The 18777-nt window shown below is 59.7% G+C and carries 19 protein-coding genes; 15 read left to right on the top strand and 4 right to left on the bottom strand.

Annotation, left to right across the window (positions count from 1 at the left end):
• Positions 1-8: 8 nt before the first annotated feature.
• Positions 9-491, bottom strand: coding sequence for a YcbK family protein (locus ACSQ3J_RS06695; RefSeq protein WP_060500823.1), 483 nt, complete (start codon positions 489-491; stop codon positions 9-11).
• A gap of 416 nt (positions 492-907) precedes the next feature.
• Between ACSQ3J_RS06695 and trpS the strand changes: the two genes are divergently transcribed.
• From trpS to trmB, 14 genes are all read left to right on the top strand, one after another.
• A complete protein-coding gene (gene trpS / locus ACSQ3J_RS06690) occupies positions 908-1975 on the top strand; it encodes a tryptophan--tRNA ligase (protein ID WP_060500821.1) in 1068 nt (355 codons plus the stop codon).
• Positions 1976-2028: 53 nt separating this feature from the next.
• Positions 2029-2520, top strand: coding sequence for a universal stress protein (locus tag ACSQ3J_RS06685; RefSeq protein WP_060500819.1), 492 nt, complete (start codon positions 2029-2031; stop codon positions 2518-2520).
• Between the two features lie 156 nt (positions 2521-2676).
• The gene (locus ACSQ3J_RS06680; protein WP_060511956.1) at positions 2677-3243 is read left to right on the top strand and encodes a NifU family protein; all 567 of its coding nucleotides are present in this window, start codon (positions 2677-2679) and stop codon (positions 3241-3243) included.
• A gap of 46 nt (positions 3244-3289) precedes the next feature.
• Positions 3290-3955: a tRNA (adenosine(37)-N6)-threonylcarbamoyltransferase complex dimerization subunit type 1 TsaB gene (gene tsaB, locus ACSQ3J_RS06675; protein WP_060500816.1), complete on the top strand. Its 666-nt coding sequence runs from the start codon at positions 3290-3292 to the stop codon at positions 3953-3955.
• A 1-nt stretch (position 3956) separates the two neighbouring features.
• Complete coding sequence (locus tag ACSQ3J_RS06670; RefSeq protein ID WP_060500814.1) at positions 3957-4469, top strand: GNAT family N-acetyltransferase; 513 nt, start codon at positions 3957-3959, stop codon at positions 4467-4469.
• Positions 4470-4617: 148 nt separating this feature from the next.
• A complete protein-coding gene (locus ACSQ3J_RS06665; protein WP_060500812.1) occupies positions 4618-5406 on the top strand; it encodes a lysophospholipid acyltransferase family protein in 789 nt (262 codons plus the stop codon).
• Between the two features lie 61 nt (positions 5407-5467).
• Complete coding sequence (gene miaB / locus ACSQ3J_RS06660; RefSeq protein ID WP_060501397.1) at positions 5468-6868, top strand: tRNA (N6-isopentenyl adenosine(37)-C2)-methylthiotransferase MiaB; 1401 nt, start codon at positions 5468-5470, stop codon at positions 6866-6868.
• Between the two features lie 29 nt (positions 6869-6897).
• Positions 6898-7953: a PhoH family protein gene (locus tag ACSQ3J_RS06655; RefSeq protein WP_037104536.1), complete on the top strand. Its 1056-nt coding sequence runs from the start codon at positions 6898-6900 to the stop codon at positions 7951-7953.
• Positions 7954-7971: 18 nt separating this feature from the next.
• Positions 7972-8478, top strand: coding sequence for an rRNA maturation RNase YbeY (gene ybeY, locus ACSQ3J_RS06650; RefSeq protein ID WP_060500810.1), 507 nt, complete (start codon positions 7972-7974; stop codon positions 8476-8478).
• A gap of 12 nt (positions 8479-8490) precedes the next feature.
• Entirely contained in the window at positions 8491-9654 is a 1164-nt protein-coding gene (locus ACSQ3J_RS06645) for a transporter associated domain-containing protein (RefSeq protein WP_060500807.1), read from the top strand.
• 156 nt (positions 9655-9810) lie between these two features.
• Entirely contained in the window at positions 9811-11400 is a 1590-nt protein-coding gene (gene lnt, locus ACSQ3J_RS06640; RefSeq protein ID WP_060500806.1) for an apolipoprotein N-acyltransferase, read from the top strand.
• A gap of 155 nt (positions 11401-11555) precedes the next feature.
• Complete coding sequence (locus ACSQ3J_RS06635) at positions 11556-11975, top strand: helix-turn-helix domain-containing protein (protein WP_060500804.1); 420 nt, start codon at positions 11556-11558, stop codon at positions 11973-11975.
• 248 nt (positions 11976-12223) lie between these two features.
• On the top strand, positions 12224-13504 hold the full coding sequence (gene metK, locus ACSQ3J_RS06630) for a methionine adenosyltransferase (protein ID WP_060500801.1): 1281 nt from the start codon (positions 12224-12226) through the stop codon (positions 13502-13504).
• A gap of 87 nt (positions 13505-13591) precedes the next feature.
• Positions 13592-14290 carry a tRNA (guanosine(46)-N7)-methyltransferase TrmB gene (gene trmB, locus ACSQ3J_RS06625; RefSeq protein ID WP_060500799.1) on the top strand — a complete coding sequence of 233 codons (699 nt, stop codon included), beginning with the start codon at positions 13592-13594 and terminating at the stop codon, positions 14288-14290.
• Between the two features lie 28 nt (positions 14291-14318).
• Here trmB and ACSQ3J_RS06620 read toward each other — a convergent pair whose 3' ends face one another.
• Entirely contained in the window at positions 14319-14576 is a 258-nt protein-coding gene (locus ACSQ3J_RS06620; protein WP_037104558.1) for a DUF1150 family protein, read from the bottom strand.
• Between the two features lie 140 nt (positions 14577-14716).
• Positions 14717-15148, bottom strand: a complete 432-nt coding sequence (locus tag ACSQ3J_RS06615) for an Hsp20 family protein (protein ID WP_060500797.1) — start codon at positions 15146-15148, stop codon at positions 14717-14719.
• A gap of 155 nt (positions 15149-15303) precedes the next feature.
• Here ACSQ3J_RS06615 and ACSQ3J_RS06610 point away from each other — a divergent pair, with 155 nt between their 5' ends.
• Positions 15304-16248 (top strand): nucleoside hydrolase, encoded by a 945-nt coding sequence (locus ACSQ3J_RS06610; protein WP_060500794.1) that lies wholly within the window; start codon positions 15304-15306, stop codon positions 16246-16248.
• 69 nt (positions 16249-16317) lie between these two features.
• Here the strand turns inward: ACSQ3J_RS06610 and ACSQ3J_RS06605 are convergent, their stop codons facing one another.
• Positions 16318-18687, bottom strand: a complete 2370-nt coding sequence (locus ACSQ3J_RS06605; RefSeq protein ID WP_060500792.1) for a methyl-accepting chemotaxis protein — start codon at positions 18685-18687, stop codon at positions 16318-16320.
• Positions 18688-18777: the final 90 nt, after the last annotated feature.

The raw sequence follows: 18777 nt of genomic DNA, 5'->3' as shown, positions 1-18777 counted from the left end.
TAAAGGCTTCAGGCGCGCTTTCCCGAGCGGCGCTTGGCGCTGAGGAAATGACGTTTCGACTTGCCGCAATAGGCCCATTGGCGTTTGGCGCCCGTATCGACATGAACGATACCATTGCAGTAACGGCCGATACCGCCGATGCCCGGCGCCGATCTCGCGGCGGCAAGGATCGCACTTTCCGAAACGCCGGGCACGCGGATATCAGCGGCCTGGCAGAACCGGTGCATCGAGCCGGAACGGTGGGAGCTCGGCCGGTGGCCGGAGGTGACCAGTGGCCGTCGGCCGGTTTTCGCAGCGATATGCGCCAGAATGCCCTCCAGACGCGGTGAAAAGCAGCCGGTTCTGACCGATACGGTCTGCACGGCGTAGGCTGTCGTTCTGCTGTGCACGGGAAGCTTCACTTTCCGCTGTTTGTCGTCCTTGGCTTCGGCGAGGGAAAAACCGGAAACGGCAAGCAGGCACGCGAGTGCGAGCGATAAAAGATTACGCATGACAATCCCCTTGGCATGGCCCGTCAGCGTCCTTCATTGGATCGGAGCACATGCAAATGTCGGTTCGCCGCGCCATCGATGTGCGCAGTACAGCTGAGAGCTCGGCCTAGGAACCTGGTTGTGTTGGCGGATTGGCAAATTCATCCGAATTGCAGCAAATTTATGGAATTTTCTTCTTTTAGCTCTAAATAGCTATGCCGTATTGCCGCCATGTTCATTAATTGAAATTGAACATTAGAGGAAAAAATTCCAATTTGAATCTTTGGATTCAAGGTCTTGGCATTCTCTTCCTCCACCCTGGAGGGAATTTGCCGCAGACACTGGCCGCAATCCTCTTGATCGCAGCTGCGCCTGTGTGCATAAGCCCGCCAACAGCAACAGAGGCCGGGCCCTCCACAAGCCCGAATGAGGACACGATGTCAGAATTCAAGCCGCTCGTTTTTTCCGGCGTTCAGCCGACAGGCAATCTCCACCTCGGCAATTATCTCGGCGCGATCCGCAAATTCGTCGCCCTGCAGGAAAACAATGACTGCATCTATTGCGTCGTCGATCTGCATGCGATCACCGCGCAGCTGGTGCATGAGGACATGCCGGGCCAGATCCGCTCGATTGCCGCCGCCTTCATCGCCTCGGGCATCGATCCGAAGAAACACATCGTCTTCAACCAGTCGGCCGTGCCGCAGCATGCCGAGCTTGCCTGGATCTTCAACTGCGTCGCCCGCATCGGCTGGATGGAACGCATGACCCAGTTCAAGGACAAATCCGGCGGCAAGAATGCCGAACAGATGTCGTTGGGCCTGCTTGCCTATCCGAGCCTGATGGCTGCTGATATTCTCGTTTACCGCGCGACGCACGTGCCTGTCGGTGATGATCAGAAGCAGCACCTGGAACTTGCCCGCGATATCGCGCAGAAGTTCAACATCGATTTCGGCGATCATATCCGCCGGACCGATTACGGTGTCGATATCAAGGTCGGCGAAGAGCCGGTGCATGCCTATTTCCCGATGGTTGAGCCGCTGATCGGCGGCCCGGCGCCGCGCGTCATGTCGTTGCGTGATGGCACCAAGAAGATGTCGAAGTCGGATGCATCCGATCTGTCGCGCATCAACCTGATGGACGATGCCGAGACGATCTCGAAGAAGATCCGCAAGGCCAAGACCGATCCGGACGCCTTGCCAAGCGAGGTCGATGGCCTGAAGGGCCGCCCGGAAGCCGACAATCTCGTCGGTATCTATGCCGCCCTGTCGGACAAGACCAAGGCTGAGGTGCTTTCAGAATTCGGCGGCCAGCAGTTTTCCGTCTTCAAGCCGGCGCTCGTCGATCTCGCGGTCACCGTTCTTGCCCCGATCTCGGGCGAAATGCGCCGCCTGATGGACGACACGACCCATATCGACAGCATCCTGCGCGATGGTGGCGAGCGGGCCAGGGCGCGGGCGGAAGTGACGATGAAACAGGTTCGGGAAATCGTCGGCTTTCTGCAATAATCCGCCGCAAAAGAAACCTTGCAGCCAAAAATATCGGGTGTAAGAGTCGCGTCATGGTTTCAACACGACTCTCAAGACTGGAAGGTCACCGCCGCAAATTCATGGCGGTGATCGACGATACCCCGGAATGCGGCCGCGCCGTTCACTATGCCGGCATGCGCGCTAAAAACTCCAATGGCGGTCTCGTTCTGCTCTATGTCATTGCCGATGCCGACTTCCAGCAATGGCTGGGTGTCGAGGGGATCATGCGGGCGGAAGCCCGGGCCGAGGCCGAGGCAACGCTTGCCAAGATCGCCCAGATGGTGCGCGAAACGATCGGGATCGAGCCGGAAATGGTGATCCGCGAAGGCGGCGCAACGGATCAGATCTACAGCCTGATCGAGGAAGACCGCGACATCGCCATTCTGGTGCTGGCCGCCGGTTCGGCCAAGGATGGCCCAGGTCCACTGGTTTCGTCTATTGCCGGCAAGACAGCCGCATTCCCGATCCCGGTAACTGTCATCCCGGATCTGCTGACGGACGAGGAAATCGATGCGTTGAGCTGAACCTTGCCGCCAAAACAAGGATCAATGGAATTGATCCTTGCGCGGCTGAAACGCTGGCCCACGCATCTTGAAGCAGCCGCCCAAACGGCTTATATTCTTTTGAATAGTTCTAAACAGGCTGGTTGAACGCGATCCCGGCCGACGCGGAGTAAAGACATGTTCATCCAGACCGAAGCCACGCCGAACCCCGCCACGCTGAAATTTCTGCCGGGTAAGGTTGTGATGGAAAACGGCACGGCCGAATTCCGCGACGCGGAAGAAGCCGCAGCCGGTTCGGCGCTGGCCGCGCGCCTGTTCATGATCCCCGGTGTGACCGGCGTCTATTTCGGCTATGATTTCATCACGGTCACCAAGGAAGCGCAGGAATGGCAGCACTTGAAGCCTGCCATCCTCGGCTCGATCATGGAACACTTCATGTCCGGGCAACCGGTCATGGCGGTGCATACGCGCGCTGAAGAAAGTGATCAGGACGGCGAGTTCTTCGAAGAGGGCGACGAGACCATCGTTGCGACCATCAAGGAACTGTTGGAAACCCGCGTTCGCCCGGCTGTCGCCCAGGATGGTGGCGATATCACCTTCAAGGGTTTTCGCGATGGCACTGTCTTCCTCAACATGAAGGGCGCCTGCGCCGGCTGCCCGTCCTCGACGGCAACGCTGAAGCATGGCGTGCAGAACCTGCTGCATCATTTTATTCCTGAAGTGCAGGCGGTCGAAGCCGTCTAAGCGAGCGATTATCCGTGCCGCGACTATCCAGAAAAGTTGAAAAATCATGATCGTCCTGGCCATTGATACGGCTGGGGCGGGCTGTTTTGCAGCCGTCTACGACAGCGATAGCGATACGGTTCTGGCCTCGGCCGGGGCCGATATCGGCCGTGGCCATGCAGAGCAACTCATGGGGTTTATCGACGAGGCGCTCGCCGCTTGTGGCAAGGTGCTTGCCGATATCGGCCGCATCGCGGTGACCATCGGTCCGGGCTCCTTCACCGGCATCCGCGTCGGCGTTGCCGCGGCGCGTGGTTTTGCGCTGGCACTGAACGTGCCGGCCGTTGGTGTTTCAACACTTGCTGCCATTGCCGAAGCTGCCCGGGAAAGGCATCCGGGCCGCGCCATCCTGGCGACGATCGATGCAAAGCGTGACGAGCTTTATTGCCAGAGTTTCGAAGCCGACGGCACGGCGCGTAGCGAAGCGTTGATGCTGGAAATTCCAGACGCCCAAAGGATGTTTGCCGGTTTCGACGGCTTCATCTGCGGCACCGCCGCCCGGCATCTGACAGACAACGTTCCGGAAAGCGCCGCCCAAACGGACCTCACGGATATCCGTCTTGTCGCCCGCCTTGGTGCTGCGGCCGATCCTTCACTGGGCAAGCCGAGCCCGCTCTATCTGCGCGGCCCCGACGTCAAGTCGCAGGCCGGCTTTGCGGTGGCGCGAGCGTAAGATGTCGCTGACCGACTTTTTTGTCCGCAAGCCCGAATTCGAAATCTTTGCCCTGGAAACGGCCGACCTGCCGCAGGCGGCGGCCGTCCATAAATTGCGGTTCACGCATGCCTGGAGCGACGGCGAACTGCATTCGCTGCTGAACCAGGATACCGTTTTCGGCTTCATCGCCCGCCAGAACAATGCCTATACGCGGCCGTTTATCACGCAACCACTTATCGGCGGCTTTGTCCTGTCGCGGGTGGCGGCCGGTGAAGCGGAAATCCTGACGATCGGCGTCGATCCGCGGTTTTCGCGTCTCGGCCTCGGCTGGCGGTTGATGCGGGCGGCATTGCGCGAAGCGCGCGATCAGGCTGCTGAAGCCGTTTTCCTCGAAGTCGATGAGACCAATACTGCCGCGATCGCGCTCTACCGGAAACTCGGATTTTCCAAGGTCGGCGAAAGACGTGCTTATTATCAGGATGTTAACGGCGCCAAAACCGCTGCCCTTGTCATGCGGCTCGATCTTGGTTAGCCGTAGCTGCCTTGAACCGACTGATGTGAAGCGGACCAGGAAGAGAGACGCGCTTGCGCCGCAATGCCGACAGACCAAGCAGAGATCACGATAGACGCAGCACAGTGTCCTTGATGCTGACGCCGGATGGCGTGCCGAGGCGCTGCGCGTGATCAATTGGCTGCGCGTCACGCTGTGCATGACAATTCTCGTTCTGGCGACCGTTGTCATGGCGCCGCTGCAAATCCTGTTTCTGTGGCTGGACACACCGCAACGCCGCACCCTGCCGCGCCTGTGGCATCGCATGGCCTGCCGCCTCGTCGGCATCCGGGTCCGCGTCCATGGCACGCCGGACCGGCAGCGGCCATTGCTGCTGGTATCGAACCATGCCAGCTGGAAGGATATTCTCGTTCTCGGCTCGATCGCCGACGTGGTGTTCGTCGCCAAGTCCGACGTCAAGGCGTGGCCGGTCTTCGGCCTTCTGGCGCGTCTGCAGGCAACGATCTTCGTCGAGCGCGAGCAGAAACGCACCACCGGCAATCAGGTCAACGAGATCGGCAAGCGTCTGGCCGATGGCGAGATCGTTGTTTTGTTTCCCGAAGGCACGACCTCGGATGGCAACCGGCTTCTGGAGATCAAGACGTCGCTGTTCGGTGCCGCTGCCGCCGCCGTTCCGATGTCGCCGACGGGTGCCGTCCATGTCCAACCTTTGGCCATTGCCTATACCGGCATTCACGGCATGCCGATGGGCCGCTATCACCGGCCGGTCGCCGCCTGGCCGGGCGATATCGCGCTGGCGCCGCATCTGCTCGGTATCCTCTACGAGGGCGCCGTCGATGTCGACGTGATCTACGGCGAGCAGATCACCTATACGGCAGAGAGCAACCGCAAGGTCGTCAGCCGCCAGGTGGAGAAGAGCATTCGCGAGATGCTGGCTCTCAAGCTGCGTGGCCGCTGAGGCTGTCGTGGCCAAGGGAAAGGGCTTCAATTTTGGCCCTTGATGCTCTATGGAACCGGGCATGACACAGGAAATCGCCGTTTTATCCGCAAAGCCCGATGTGGCTCTTGAGAGCTCAGCCGTCCGCAAGGTCTTCGTGAAGACCTACGGCTGTCAGATGAACGTCTACGATTCCGACCGGATGACCGATGCGCTGGCCAAGGATGGCTATGTCGCAACCGATGTCATGGAGGACGCCGATCTCGTCCTGTTGAACACCTGTCATATCCGTGAGAAAGCCGCTGAGAAGGTTTACTCGGCGCTTGGGCGGCTGCGTGACTTGAAGAAGAAAAAGGCCGGCGAAGGCCGCGAAATGATGATCGGCGTTGCCGGTTGCGTCGCGCAGGCCGAAGGCGACGAAATCTTGCGCCGGGCACCCGCCGTCGATCTCGTCATCGGGCCGCAGACCTACCACCGGCTTCCCGAGGCGCTTCAGCGCGTCAAACGTGGCGAGCGGGTGCTGGAAACCGATTACGCCATCGAGGACAAGTTCGAGCACTTGCCGGCACCCGACAAGGCCAAGACAAAGGCGAGGGGCGTCACCGCGTTCCTCACGGTTCAGGAAGGCTGTGACAAGTTCTGTACCTTCTGCGTCGTGCCTTACACGCGTGGCTCCGAAGTCTCCCGGCCGGTTGCCCAGATCGTTGCCGAAGCACAGAAACTGGTCGATGCTGGCGTGCGCGAAATCACTCTGCTCGGCCAGAACGTCAATGCCTGGCATGGCGTTGGCGCCAACGGCGAAAAATGGGGTCTCGGCGACCTCCTGCATCGCCTGACGCAGATCGAAGGTCTTTCCCGCCTGCGGTATACCACCAGCCATCCGCGCGACATGGATGACAGCCTGATCGACGCCCATCGTGATCTGCCGCAACTGATGCCCTATCTGCACCTGCCGATCCAGTCCGGCTCCAACCGCATCCTGAAGGCGATGAACCGGCGGCACACGACGGCCGAATACATCGCGCTGATCGCCCGCATCAAGGCGGCCCGGCCCGATCTCGCGCTCTCTGGCGATTTCATCGTCGGCTTCCCCGGCGAAACCGACGAGGATTTCGAGGACACGCTGCGCCTGGTTGAAACCGTTGGTTATGCACAGGCATTTTCATTCAAGTATTCGACCCGCCCCGGAACGCCCGGCGCCGATCTTGGAGACCAGGTGCCGGAAGACGTAAAAGCCAAACGCTTGGAAAGATTGCAGGCTTTGTTGCTAAAACAGCAAAACGAGTTTGCTCAAGCCTGTATCGGCAAGACGATCGACCTGCTTCTGGAGAAGCCGGGCCGCATGCCGGGCCAGCTGATCGGCCGCTCGCCCTGGCTGCAGTCCGTGAATGTTGATGCAAACGCATCGCAAATCGGTGACATTGTTTCTGTACGAATCACTGGTGCGGGGCCTAACAGTCTGTTTGCCGAAGTGGTAAGCTGAAGGACCGCTAACTCAAGGAGCCTGACCGCTTGAACGGACACGAATTGGTTTCATCTTCGCCGCGCCAGTCGAAAACATCCGCGACAGACGTCAATCACTTCGTGCTCACATTTGAGAACAACCGGTTCGCCAGCGAGTTGTTTGGCCAGTTCGACCAGAATCTCAAATTGATTGAGCAGCGCCTGCATATCGATGCACGGCCGCGGGGCAATTCCGTCGCGATCTCCGGTGAAGTCGTCGCCACCAATCAGGCCCGCCGGGCGCTCGATTATCTCTACGGGCGCCTGCAGAATGGCAGCACCGTTGAACCCTCCGATGTCGAAGGCGCCATCCGCATGGCGGTCGCTGCCGATGACCAGCTCCAGTTGCCGACCATGGAAAAGAAAGCCAAGCTGAACCTCGCGCAGATTTCGACGCGCAAGAAGACTGTTGCGGCCCGCACGCCGACGCAGGACGCCTATATGCGCGCGCTGGAGCGGTCCGAATTGGTGTTCGGCGTCGGCCCGGCCGGTACCGGCAAGACCTATCTTGCCGTTGCGCATGCTGCCCAGCTTCTCGAGCGCGGCGCGGTCGATCGCATCGTGCTGTCGCGCCCTGCCGTGGAGGCCGGCGAACGCCTCGGCTTCCTGCCGGGTGACATGAAGGACAAGGTCGATCCGTATCTGCGGCCGCTATACGACGCGCTCTATGACATGATGCCCGGCGACAAGGTCGAGCGGGCAATCACTGCTGGCGTCATCGAAATCGCCCCGCTCGCCTTCATGCGCGGACGTACGCTCGCCAATGCCGCCGTCATTCTCGACGAGGCACAGAACACCACGACGATGCAGATGAAGATGTTTTTGACGCGTCTCGGCGAAAACGGCCGGATGATCGTCACGGGCGATCCAAGCCAAGTCGACCTGCCGCGTGGCGTCAAGTCCGGCCTGGTCGAGGCCCTGCAGATCCTCAAAGGCGTTGAAGGCGTATCGGTTGTCCGCTTCAAGGATGTCGATGTTGTCCGCCATCCGATGGTTGCCCGTATCGTCCGTGCCTATGAGGCAACGACGGCAGTGCATGACGAAAGCGAGCAGGGCGACCGCTAAGGCGGAAGCAAGCCAATCATGACGAGCCTTGATATCCAGATCAGCGTCGAGGAAGGCCCATGGCCTTCCGAAGCGGAACTTGCGTCTCTCAGTGAACGTGTGCTTGGCGCGAGCGCCGATTTCCTGAAGCGTGAAGAAAAACAGCCATTTCCCAAAATGCCGCCGGAAGTGTCGCTAGTGTTTACCGATGATGCCTCCATCCGGGAAATCAACGCAGAATGGCGCAGCCAGGATAAACCGACCAATGTCCTGTCGTTTCCCGCCTTCCCGGTGACGCCGGGCAAGATGCCGGGTCCGATGCTCGGCGATATCATCCTTGCCCATGAGACGCTGGTGCGCGAGGCCGATGATCTCGGCAAGCCTTTCGATGAGCACCTGACCCACCTCCTGGTGCATGGATTCCTGCATCTTTTCGGTTATGATCATATCGATGAGAGTGACGCCGAAAGAATGGAGGACCTTGAGACTCGCATTTTGGCCGGTCTTGGTTTATCTGATCCCTATGGGGACAGTGATCCCGTTTGATAGTTTGGAACAATGAGCGATTTTAGAGCGCAGCCGGCAGCGGCTGTTAGAGACGAGGCGGAAGCCTCCAGTCAGGACGAGGCGGGCAGTAGTAGCACCGCCCCCAAACCTGAGAACGGCAAGTCAGGCTCCTCCTTCTGGAGCCGTGCAGCCCGGATCTGGCGTGCGGGCAATGCCTCCAGCCTTCGTGAAGATCTTACCGACGCGTTGATGACAGGGGCTGCGGATGGCGATACGGCGTTTTCGCCGGCCGAACGCGCCATGCTCAACAACATCCTGCGGTTCCGCGAAGTCCGCGTCGAGGATGTCATGGTTCCGCGCGCCGATATCGAGGCCGTGGATCTCAGCATCACCATCGGTGAACTGATGGTGATCTTCGAGGAATCCGGCCGCTCGCGCATGCCGGTCTATAGCGAAAGCCTCGACGACCCGCGCGGCATGGTTCATATCCGCGACCTGCTTTCCTATGTGACCAAGCAGGCCCGCAACAAACGGCGCACCGGCAGCCGTTCTTCTGCGAGTGCTGCGGCAACCACGGCTGAAAAATCCGAAAAGCCGGTTCGCCAGCCCAAGCCGAGTTTCGATCTCGGCCGCATCGACCTGTCTAAGACCGTCGAAGAGGCCGGCATCATCCGCCAGGTCCTGTTCGTGCCGCCGTCCATGCACGCCTCGGACCTGATGCAGCGCATGCAGGCCGCCCGCATCCAGATGGCATTGGTGATCGATGAGTACGGCGGAACCGATGGCCTCGCCTCGCTCGAGGATATCGTCGAAATGGTTGTCGGTGATATCGAAGATGAGCATGACGACGAAGAAGTCATGTTTGCCAAGACGTCCGACGACGTTTTTGTTGCCGATGCCCGCGTTGAACTGGAAGAGATCGCCGCAGCGATCGGCCCGGATTTCGACGTGCGCGAGCAGCTTGAGGATGTCGATACGCTCGGCGGTCTGGTCTTTGCCTCGCTCGGCCGCATCCCGGCTCGGGGTGAGGTGGTCCAGGCTATCCCCGGCTTCGAATTCCAGGTTCTGGATGCCGATCCGCGCCGGGTGAAGCGCGTGCGGATCGTCCGCAAGCGCCCGCCCGCCCGCCGTCGTCCAGCAAAGGGCGAAGAGGAGGTGCCTTTCGAGGCCGCTCCAGCCGATGCGCCGGAGAAATCGCTGCGCGAAACCGGCTAAGCCTCCTGCTTTGAACGCTTAAACAGCGTTTCCAGGCACGACAAGCCGCCGCTTTTTTGGAACACTGCCCCACGTTGATTCGGATTGACGGTCACTGCGCGCGTTGTTTGCCGCGCCGGTGGCCGGGTGGCGGTTTGCGCCGATTGGGGGAAGTGAATGGAGTGGCTTGCGGGCAGGATCATGCTGTTGTCGGGAGCCCGCCGGGCACTTGTCGCCTTCGTCGCCGGTTTGATTGCGGTTTTCGCCTTGCCGCCCTTCGGCATTTTCGCAGCACCGTTTCTGTCTTTTCCGATTCTTGTCTGGCTGCTCGATGGTGCTTCGGGCAATCCCGGTCACGGTGTGCTCAGGCGCGGCTTTCCGGCATTCTGGATCGGCTGGTGTTTTGGTTTCGGCTACTTCCTCGGTGGCCTCTGGTGGCTGGGCAACGCGCTGCTCGTCGAGGCTGATGATTTTGCCTGGGCAGTGCCATTGGCCGTGCTCGGTGTGCCGGCGTTCCTCGCCTTGTTTTATGCCTTGGCAACCGCAGTCGCCCGCATCCTCTGGTCGGACGGCCTTGGCCGGATTGCGGCGCTCGCTTTTGCTTTCGGGCTTTTCGAGTGGCTGCGCAGCTTTGTCCTCACCGGGTTTCCCTGGAACGCGATCGGCTATGCGGCCATGCCGGTTCCGCTGATGATGCAGTCTGCCGCCGTGATCGGACTGGCAGGCGTCAACATGCTGGCGGTCTTCGTCTTCGCAGCACCCGCGCTCATCGGTACGCGCAAGGGGTTGCGCGTGGGATTGAGTCTTGCTGTTTTGCTGGTTGCGGCACATTTCGGTTACGGCTTCTACCGGCTGGCGCAGCCCTTGCCGCCGCCCGCCGATCCTGCTTTGACGATCCGGCTTGTCCAGCCTTTGATCGATCAGTCGAAGAAGATCGATGACAACGAGCGGATGGCGATCTTTGAAGAGCATCTGGAGCTGACGCAGGCGCCTCCCGCCGATGGCGGCAAACGGCCTGATATTGTCGTTTGGCCGGAAACCGCGGTCCCGTTCATCCTGACCGAGAATCCCGATGCGCTGCTGAGGATTTCAGATGTGTTGCAAGATGGCCAACTGCTCATCGCCGGCGCGGTGCGGGCTGAAGCCAGCGGCGCCGGCCAGCCACCGCGCTACTATAATTCGATCTATGTGATTGACGATCGCGGCCAGATCGTCGGCGCGTCCGACAAGGTCCATCTTGTTCCGTTTGGGGAATACCTGCCGCTGGAAAGCCTCCTCTCTGCCGCGGGGCTGGATACGGTCGCGATGCCTGGCGGCTTTTCCGCCGCGGCGACACGCACGCTGCTGACGTTGCCAGGTGGCAAGACGCTCTATCCGCTGATCTGCTATGAGGCTATTTTTCCTGGCGAAATCGGCATGGATGCGCTCCAGGGCGACGCGCTGCTGAACCTCACCAATGATGCATGGTTCGGCAATACACCCGGCCCCTATCAGCATTTCCAGCAGGCCCGGCTGCGCTCCGTGGAGACGGGTTTGCCGCTCATCCGCGATGCCAACACCGGTATTTCGGCTGTTATCAATGGGCGTGGAGAGATAGTCACCGGCTTTCCGTTCGGAACAAAAGGCTTTGTAGACACAATTTTGCCGGGAAAACATGTATTGCTAATGAGCCCTGAGGCGCAAGAAAGGAGCGCAATCCTGATTGCGCTCCTTCTCTTCGGTTTGGCCGTTATTTCCCGCGCAAGTTTTATTCTGCGAGAGAATTGACCAAAAACCCCTAAAATTGCATAGTGGCATTTACCATCGATCTTCACCTATGTTCGGGGGGTTTCCGCCCCGGCTGCACAACGTATCGTGTAGTCTGCTCTCGGCAAGTGTCCAGGTTATGGAGCAACTGCAACTTCGCTTATTAGGAAACCGTTATGATAGAAAACAAGAAGAAGCCGAACCCTATCGACATTCATGTCGGTAGCCGGATTCGTCTTCGCCGCACCATGCTGGGCATGAGCCAGGAGAAGCTCGGAGAGAGCCTCGGGATCACCTTCCAGCAGATCCAGAAATATGAAAAAGGTACGAACCGGGTCGGCGCCAGCCGCCTTCAGAACATTTCAAGCATCTTGAATGTTCCGGTCTCCTTCTTTTTCGAAGATGCACCGGGCGATGCCTCAACCGGTCCGTCTGGCATGGCAGAAGCCTCAAGCTCGAACTACGTGGTCGATTTCCTGTCGTCCTCGGAAGGTCTCCAGCTCAACCGCGCATTCGTCAAGATTGGCGATCCCAAGGTGCGCCGCAAGCTTGTAGACCTCGTCAAGGCCTTGGCCGCAGAAGCGGAAGCCGAATAAATCTGCCCGCAGACATGGCATGAAAAAAAGCGGCCGGACAGTGCCGCTTTTTTTGTGTTCTGATCCAGGGCGGGACTGTCGCCCTCACAGTGGCAGAATGCCGAGATGCGGCATTAAAGCATCAAAAGCCCGGAAAAACGTTCCCTTCTGGCGGATATAAAGATATATTTATGTCCTTGTGTGCTTGTCATTTCGTGGCAAAATCACTAACACGTCTGAAGCATTTTTTCTTTGAGGGGACTTCCCGCATGCGCGCTAATTACCTGTTTACGAGTGAATCCGTGGCAGAAGGTCATCCAGACAAGGTCTGTGACCGGATCTCCGATGAAATTGTCGATCTTGTGTATCGTGAAGCCGCAAAAACCGGCGTTGATCCCTGGGGTGTCCGCATCGCCTGCGAAACGCTGGCAACCACCAACCGGGTGATTATTGCCGGTGAAGTCCGGGTGCCGGACACGCTTTTGAAGAAAGACAAGGATGGCAACGTCCTGAAGGACGCCGCTGGTCATCCGGTCATCAACCCGTCGAAGTTCAAGACCGCAGCCCGCAAGGCGATCCGTGAAATCGGTTACGAACAGGCTGGTTTCCACTGGAAGACCGCCAAGATCGACGTGCTGCTTCATCCGCAGTCGGCCGACATCGCCCAGGGCGTTGACAATGCCGCCGACAAGCAGGGCGACGAAGGTGCCGGCGACCAGGGCATCATGTTCGGTTACGCCTGCAAGGAAACGGCAGAACTGATGCCGGCGCCGATCTATTATTCGCATCGTATTCTTGATCTTCTGGCCGCCGCCCGCAAGAAGGGCGCTGATGAGGCTGGCCGTCTTGGCCCCGACGCCAAGAGCCAGGTCACTGTCCGCTATATCGACGGCAAGCCGTCGGAAGTCACGTCGATCGTCCTGTCGACCCAGCATCTTGATGAGGCCTGGGATTCGGCCAAGGTGCGCTCCGTCGTCGAGCCCTATATCCGCGAAGCGCTGCACGACATCGAGATTGCCGACGATTGCGCCTGGTACATCAACCCGACTGGCAAGTTCGTCATCGGTGGTCCGGATGGCGACGCAGGCCTGACCGGTCGCAAGATCATCGTCGACACCTATGGCGGTGCTGCCCCGCATGGTGGCGGTGCGTTCTCCGGCAAGGACACGACCAAGGTTGACCGTTCGGCTGCCTATGCTGCGCGCTACCTCGCCAAGAACGTCGTGGCCGCTGGCCTGGCAGACCGTTGCACGATCCAGATCGCCTATGCGATCGGTGTCGCTCAGCCGCTGTCGATCTATGTCGACCTGCATGGCACCGGCAAGGTCACGGAAGACCAGGTCGAAGGCGCGATCCGCAAGACGATGGATCTGTCCCCGTCGGGCATCCGCCGTCATCTCGACCTCAACAAGCCGATCTATGCCAAGACCTCGGCTTACGGCCATTTCGGCCGCAAGGCCGGCCGCGACGGCTCCTTCTCCTGGGAAAAGCTCGATCTCGTCAAGCCGCTCAAGGATGCTTTGAAGGAAGAAGCGCTGAAGGCCGCCTGATCAGGCTCTTTACGGACCTGCCGATAAAACTGTAAAGCGGATGTTTCCTGACGGAGACATCCGCTTTTATCGTGAAAGACCATTGCCATGACCGAACAGCACCGCAGCCGCTCGACCGAAGCCTTCTTCGGCCGCCGCAAGGGCAAACCGTTGCGCGCGCTGCAGGCGACGCATCTTGATACGGTCCTGCCCTTGCTTCGGCTGGATTTGGCATCGCCAGCACCGGTGGATGTCAAGACGCTGTTCAAGCATCCTGTCGAACGCGTGCGGCTGGAGATCGGCTTTGGTGGTGGTGAGCATTTGATTCACCGTGCCGTCGAAGACCCGTCGACAGGCTTTATTGGTGTCGAACCCTTCGTCAATTCCATGGCAAAGCTGGTCGGCTATATCGAGGAGCGTGGCGCGAAGAATATTCGCCTGCATGATGATGATGCAACGCAGGTGCTGGATTGGCTGCCGGAAAATTCAATCGATCAGATCGATCTTCTCTATCCGGATCCATGGCCGAAGCGGAAGCACTGGAAGCGCCGCTTCGTCTCTCCGGTCAATCTCGATCGGTTCGCTCGCGTGCTGAAACCCGGTGGCATTTTCTGCTTCGCCTCGGATATCGACACCTATGTCAACTGGACGCTCGAACATTGCCGTAATCACGCGGCGTTCGAATGGACGGCGGAAAATGCCTCGGACTGGCTGACGCCCTATGCCGGCTGGCCGAGCACACGCTACGAGGCCAAGGCGCGCCGGGAAGGCCGCAAGTCCGCTTATCTGACATTCCGGCGCGTCTAGGCCGGAATGTCATGTCAGTCTGTGGGTCTTAATGCAGGCTGACAGTGCGCAGGTCGTCTTCTGCGGCCTTGAAGAAGGTGCTGGAACGGTTGTCGGTCAAAAGGATCGGCGTGCCGTCGGCGCCGAACAGGGCCCACAGGTCAAGATCAGGGTCCATATTGGGCGCTTCCGGAAAAACGCGCGACACTTCGTCCGAGCGCATCTTGCGGATATAGCCAACCTCACCGGCGCCGAGATGGGCCAGGTCGTTTTTCGACAGATGTGAGCTGACGTGTTTCAATCCCATGAGTCGTACTCCGTGGCTTTGCGGGTTTCATCGCCGGGAAAGGCGAAGAAACTCGCAACACATTGATTTTCCTGTACGAAGTTCGGGGCCATTGGGAGCGGCCGGGTCCTAGGTGCAGCCAGCATGAACTGCCGGTTATCCTACTCTGGGACCAAAATATTAATTTTCTTTACCATACGGACAGGTTCCGGACGAATGAGGTCGACCGACAGCAGGCCGTTCTTCAGCTCCGCCTTGGAAACCTGCATTCCCTCAGCCAAAACGAACATCCGCTGGAACTGGCGGGCTGCAATGCCACGGTGCAGATAGTCGCGTTCACCGGTCTCTGACTGGCGTCCGCGGATGATCAGCTGGTTTTCCTCGGTCGTGACGTCGAGGTCGTCTTCTGAAAAACCGGCGACAGCCAGGGTGATTCGCAGGCTGTCCGGCTCATTGACCGACTCGTCCCGGCGCACCCGCTCGATATTGTAGGGAGGGTAACCGTCATTGCCCTTGGCGATGCGCTCCAGGGTCTTTTCCATCGCATCGAAACCGAGCAGAAGCGGGCTCGTGAAGGGCGTGATCCGGGTCATGTCTAGTCCTTGCAGCTCAAGCGACCGTTTTGACGGACCTGCGAGGCAGCATCCGCGAGGCCTCAATATGGTAGCTGTGCGTAGCGAGTGCAAGGCGCTTGCACTGCGCCAACAGGCAAATCATAGTCCCGCTCGCTGATTTGGAGGAGACCTGCATGGCCGAGCCGAGAAAGATTATCATCGATACCGATCCGGGGCAGGACGATGCCGCCGCGATCATGCTGGCGCTCGGCAGCCCTGGTGAGCTTGATGTGCTGGGCATTACGGCGGTCGCCGGCAATGTCCCGGTGGCGCTCACCTCGCGCAACATCCGGGTGATCTGTGAACTCTGCAATCGCCGTGACGTCAAGGTCTATGCGGGTGCTGACAAGCCTCTGGTTCGTCAACTGGTGACGGCGGAGCACGTGCACGGCAAGACCGGCCTGGATGGCCCGGTGGTCGAAGAGCCGACCATGCCGATGCAGACACAGCACGCCGTCGATTTCATCATCGAGACCCTGCTGGCCGAAGACGTGGGAACCGTGACGCTCTGCACCTTGGGTGCGCTCACCAACATCGCGCTGGCGCTCAACAAGGCACCGCAGATTGCCCCGCGAGTCCGTGAAATCGTCATGATGGGCGGCGGCTTCTTCGAGGGCGGTAACATCACGCCGGCGGCCGAATTCAATATCTATGTCGACCCGGATGCCGCCGATATCGTCTTCAAGTCCGGCATCCCGATCGTGATGATGCCGCTTGATGTCACCCACCGGGTGCTGACCTACAAGACCCGCGTTGAAAAGATCAAGGCGATCGGCTCGGCGGCCGCCGTTGCCATGGCCGAAATGCTGGAATTCTTCGAGCGCTTCGATATCGAAAAATACGGTTCCGATGGCGGCCCGCTGCACGATCCGACCGTCATCGCCTATCTCCTGCGCCCGGAGCTGTTCAAGGGCCGCGATTGCAATGTCGAGATCGAAACCAAGTCGGAGCTGACCGTTGGCATGACAGTCGTGGATTGGTGGCAGGTGACCGGCCGCAAGCACAACGCCAAGGTCATGCGCGAAGTCGACGATCAGGGTTTCTTCGATCTTCTGACGGAACGTCTGGCCCGTCTCTGATCGGCAGCATCAACATGAAACAAAAACGGCGCCGCAAGGGCGCCGTTTCTCGTTGGTGATCCGTGTGGCTCAGAATTCTTCCCAGTTGTCCTGGGCAAGAGCCGTGTTGCCGGAAACCTGCGGCACGGCCCGTGGCGCTGGAGCACTGTAGCGGGACGGTGCGGTCTTGGCCGGCGCGCTGTAGCTCGCAGTGGATGGCTTGGCAGGGGTGCGCATCTTGTCTGCCGTGCTGCGCAGCATGTCAGCCGAAGACAGGTTCTGACGGGCGACATGGAAGCGGGAGACCAGCGTGCTCAGCGCGCGGGCTTCCTCGTTCAATGCCATGCTGGCGGCGGTGGTTTCTTCCACCATCGCAGCGTTCTGCTGGGTCACCTGGTCCATCTGGTTGACCGCCGTGTTGATCTCCTTCAGGCCAACGGCCTGCTCGGAAGCCGAACCGGAGATCTGGCGGATCAGGCCATTGATCTGCACCACCTGATCGGCGATCTTCTGCAGCGCGCCACCGGCGCGGCCAACGAGATCGACACCATCCCGAACCTGGCCAGCCGAGGTGTTGATCAATGTCTTGATCTCCTTGGCGGCATTGGCCGAACGTTGTGCCAGTTCACGCACTTCCTGCGCAACGACAGCAAATCCCTTGCCGGCATCGCCAGCGCGGGCAGCTTCGACACCGGCGTTGAGCGCCAGCAGGTTGGTCTGGAAGGCGATTTCGTCGATGACGCCGATGATGCGGCTGACTTCGCCTGACGACTGTTCGATGCCCTTCATCGCGGCAATCGCCTTCTGTACCACTTCGCCGGACTGTTCGGCATCCGTGCTGGCGGTCTCGACGGACTTTGCCGCGACCTTGGCGTTGTCGGCGCTGGCATTGACCTGCGAAGTCAGCTGATCGAGCGCTGCCGCCGTTTCTTCCAGGCTTGCGGCCTGCTGCTCTGTGCGGTGCGACAGATCATTGGCAGCATTGCTGATTTCGCTGGTGCCGGTGCTAATGTTGACGACCGAGCTGTTGACCGTCTGGATCGTCTCTTCGAGGCTATCCATGGCGGAGTTGAAGTCAGTCTTCAGCTGGGCATATTCGCCCGGGAAATCGTCGGTGATGCGGTAGGCGAGGTCACCGGAAGAAAGCTGCGACAGGCCCTTGGCGAGCTTGGCGACAATCTCGCGCTGGGTTGCGTTCGACTGGGCGCGTTCGGCTTCGGACTGGTTACGCTGCTGCTCGGACGACTGACGCTCCTGTTGCGCTTCGGCCTCCAGGCGCTTGGTATCGGCGAGGCGATGACGGAAACCTTCCAGCGCCTTGGCGACGGAACCGGTTTCGTCGGTACGGTCCTGACCGGACACGGCGTTGGAGTAGACACCCTTGCTGAGGTTCTCGACATCGCTGACCAGCCCTGCAAGCGGCTTCTGGACGAAGCTGCGAACGGAAAGGTAGAGGCCGAGAAGCACGGCGCCAAGAACGATCAGGCCACCGATGATCATCATGTAGGTCTGATCGACGACCGGCGCGTTGATGGCACTCTGTGGTACGTCAACGAGGACCACCCAGGTCGTGTTCACATCGGGCAGGCTGAAGGGATAGACCACCCGTTCGAAGGTCTCGTTACCGTCATAGGTCAGATCATGGATCATACCCGGCTGTGCGGTGGACAGGGCATTCTTGACGATATCTGCACCAACACCGTCATATTCCTTCATCAGCAGGTCCGGGATCGGGGCGACCAGCCATTTGCCCGTCTGCGAGAGAAGCGTCACGCGGCCGGTGCCGAAGGGGCGGATATCCTTGACCTTGTTCGCAAGCGAGGAGAGGGAAACATCGACGCCGCTGGCGCCGATCAGCTTGCCGTTGGAGATGACCGGATAGGCGATCGAGGACATCGAATTGTTGTCGCCCGTCGTGCTTTCGGTATAGGGCGGCGACATGGCGCCCTTGAGGCTCTTGGCCGCCAGCGCATACCAGTCGGCCGAGTAGTCGGAATCGAAGGTCGAGAAGGTGATGCCGGTCTTGCTCTTGGTCCAGTAGGGGTTAAGCGTACCGTCCTTGCTGGCGCCGAATTCCTTCTGGCCTGCAAAGTCCTTGGATTTGCCATCGAAAGCATTCGGCTCCTCGGCAAACCAGCTACCGAAAGCGAATGCATTCTTCTCGACATTGGCTTTCAGCAAATCGACGACAGCCTTGCGATCGAGATAGCCACCTTCCTGGCCGCGGCTGATGATCCCGGCTGTTGAGCGGGCAGCGCCCGCCAGTTCGGCAATGTTGCTGGCAATGTCGGATGCGATGGATTTCGCCTCGGTACGCGCTTGGTCGAGAACCAGCGTTTCAACACGGTCCTGCGTCTGGGAGATGAGCACGTAATTTGAAGCAAGAAGGACGAGCGCAATGGTGCCGCCCGTGACCGCGATAAGCTTGGTCGCTAGCGATTTGGCCTGGAACTTGAACATGAATGTCCCCGCATGGTGAGAGGTCCGCGGGTTGAAGCCGCGGAATGACGCGATCTTTGGGTGGGAGATGCCCCCTCATGGAGCGCCGGA

This window comes from Rhizobium sp. LjRoot98, assembly GCF_964252935.1.
Taxonomy (GTDB): Bacteria; Pseudomonadota; Alphaproteobacteria; order Rhizobiales; family Rhizobiaceae; genus Pararhizobium.
The sequence above is the reverse complement of the archived record's forward strand: the minus strand, read 5'-3'. Positions and strand labels throughout refer to the sequence as shown.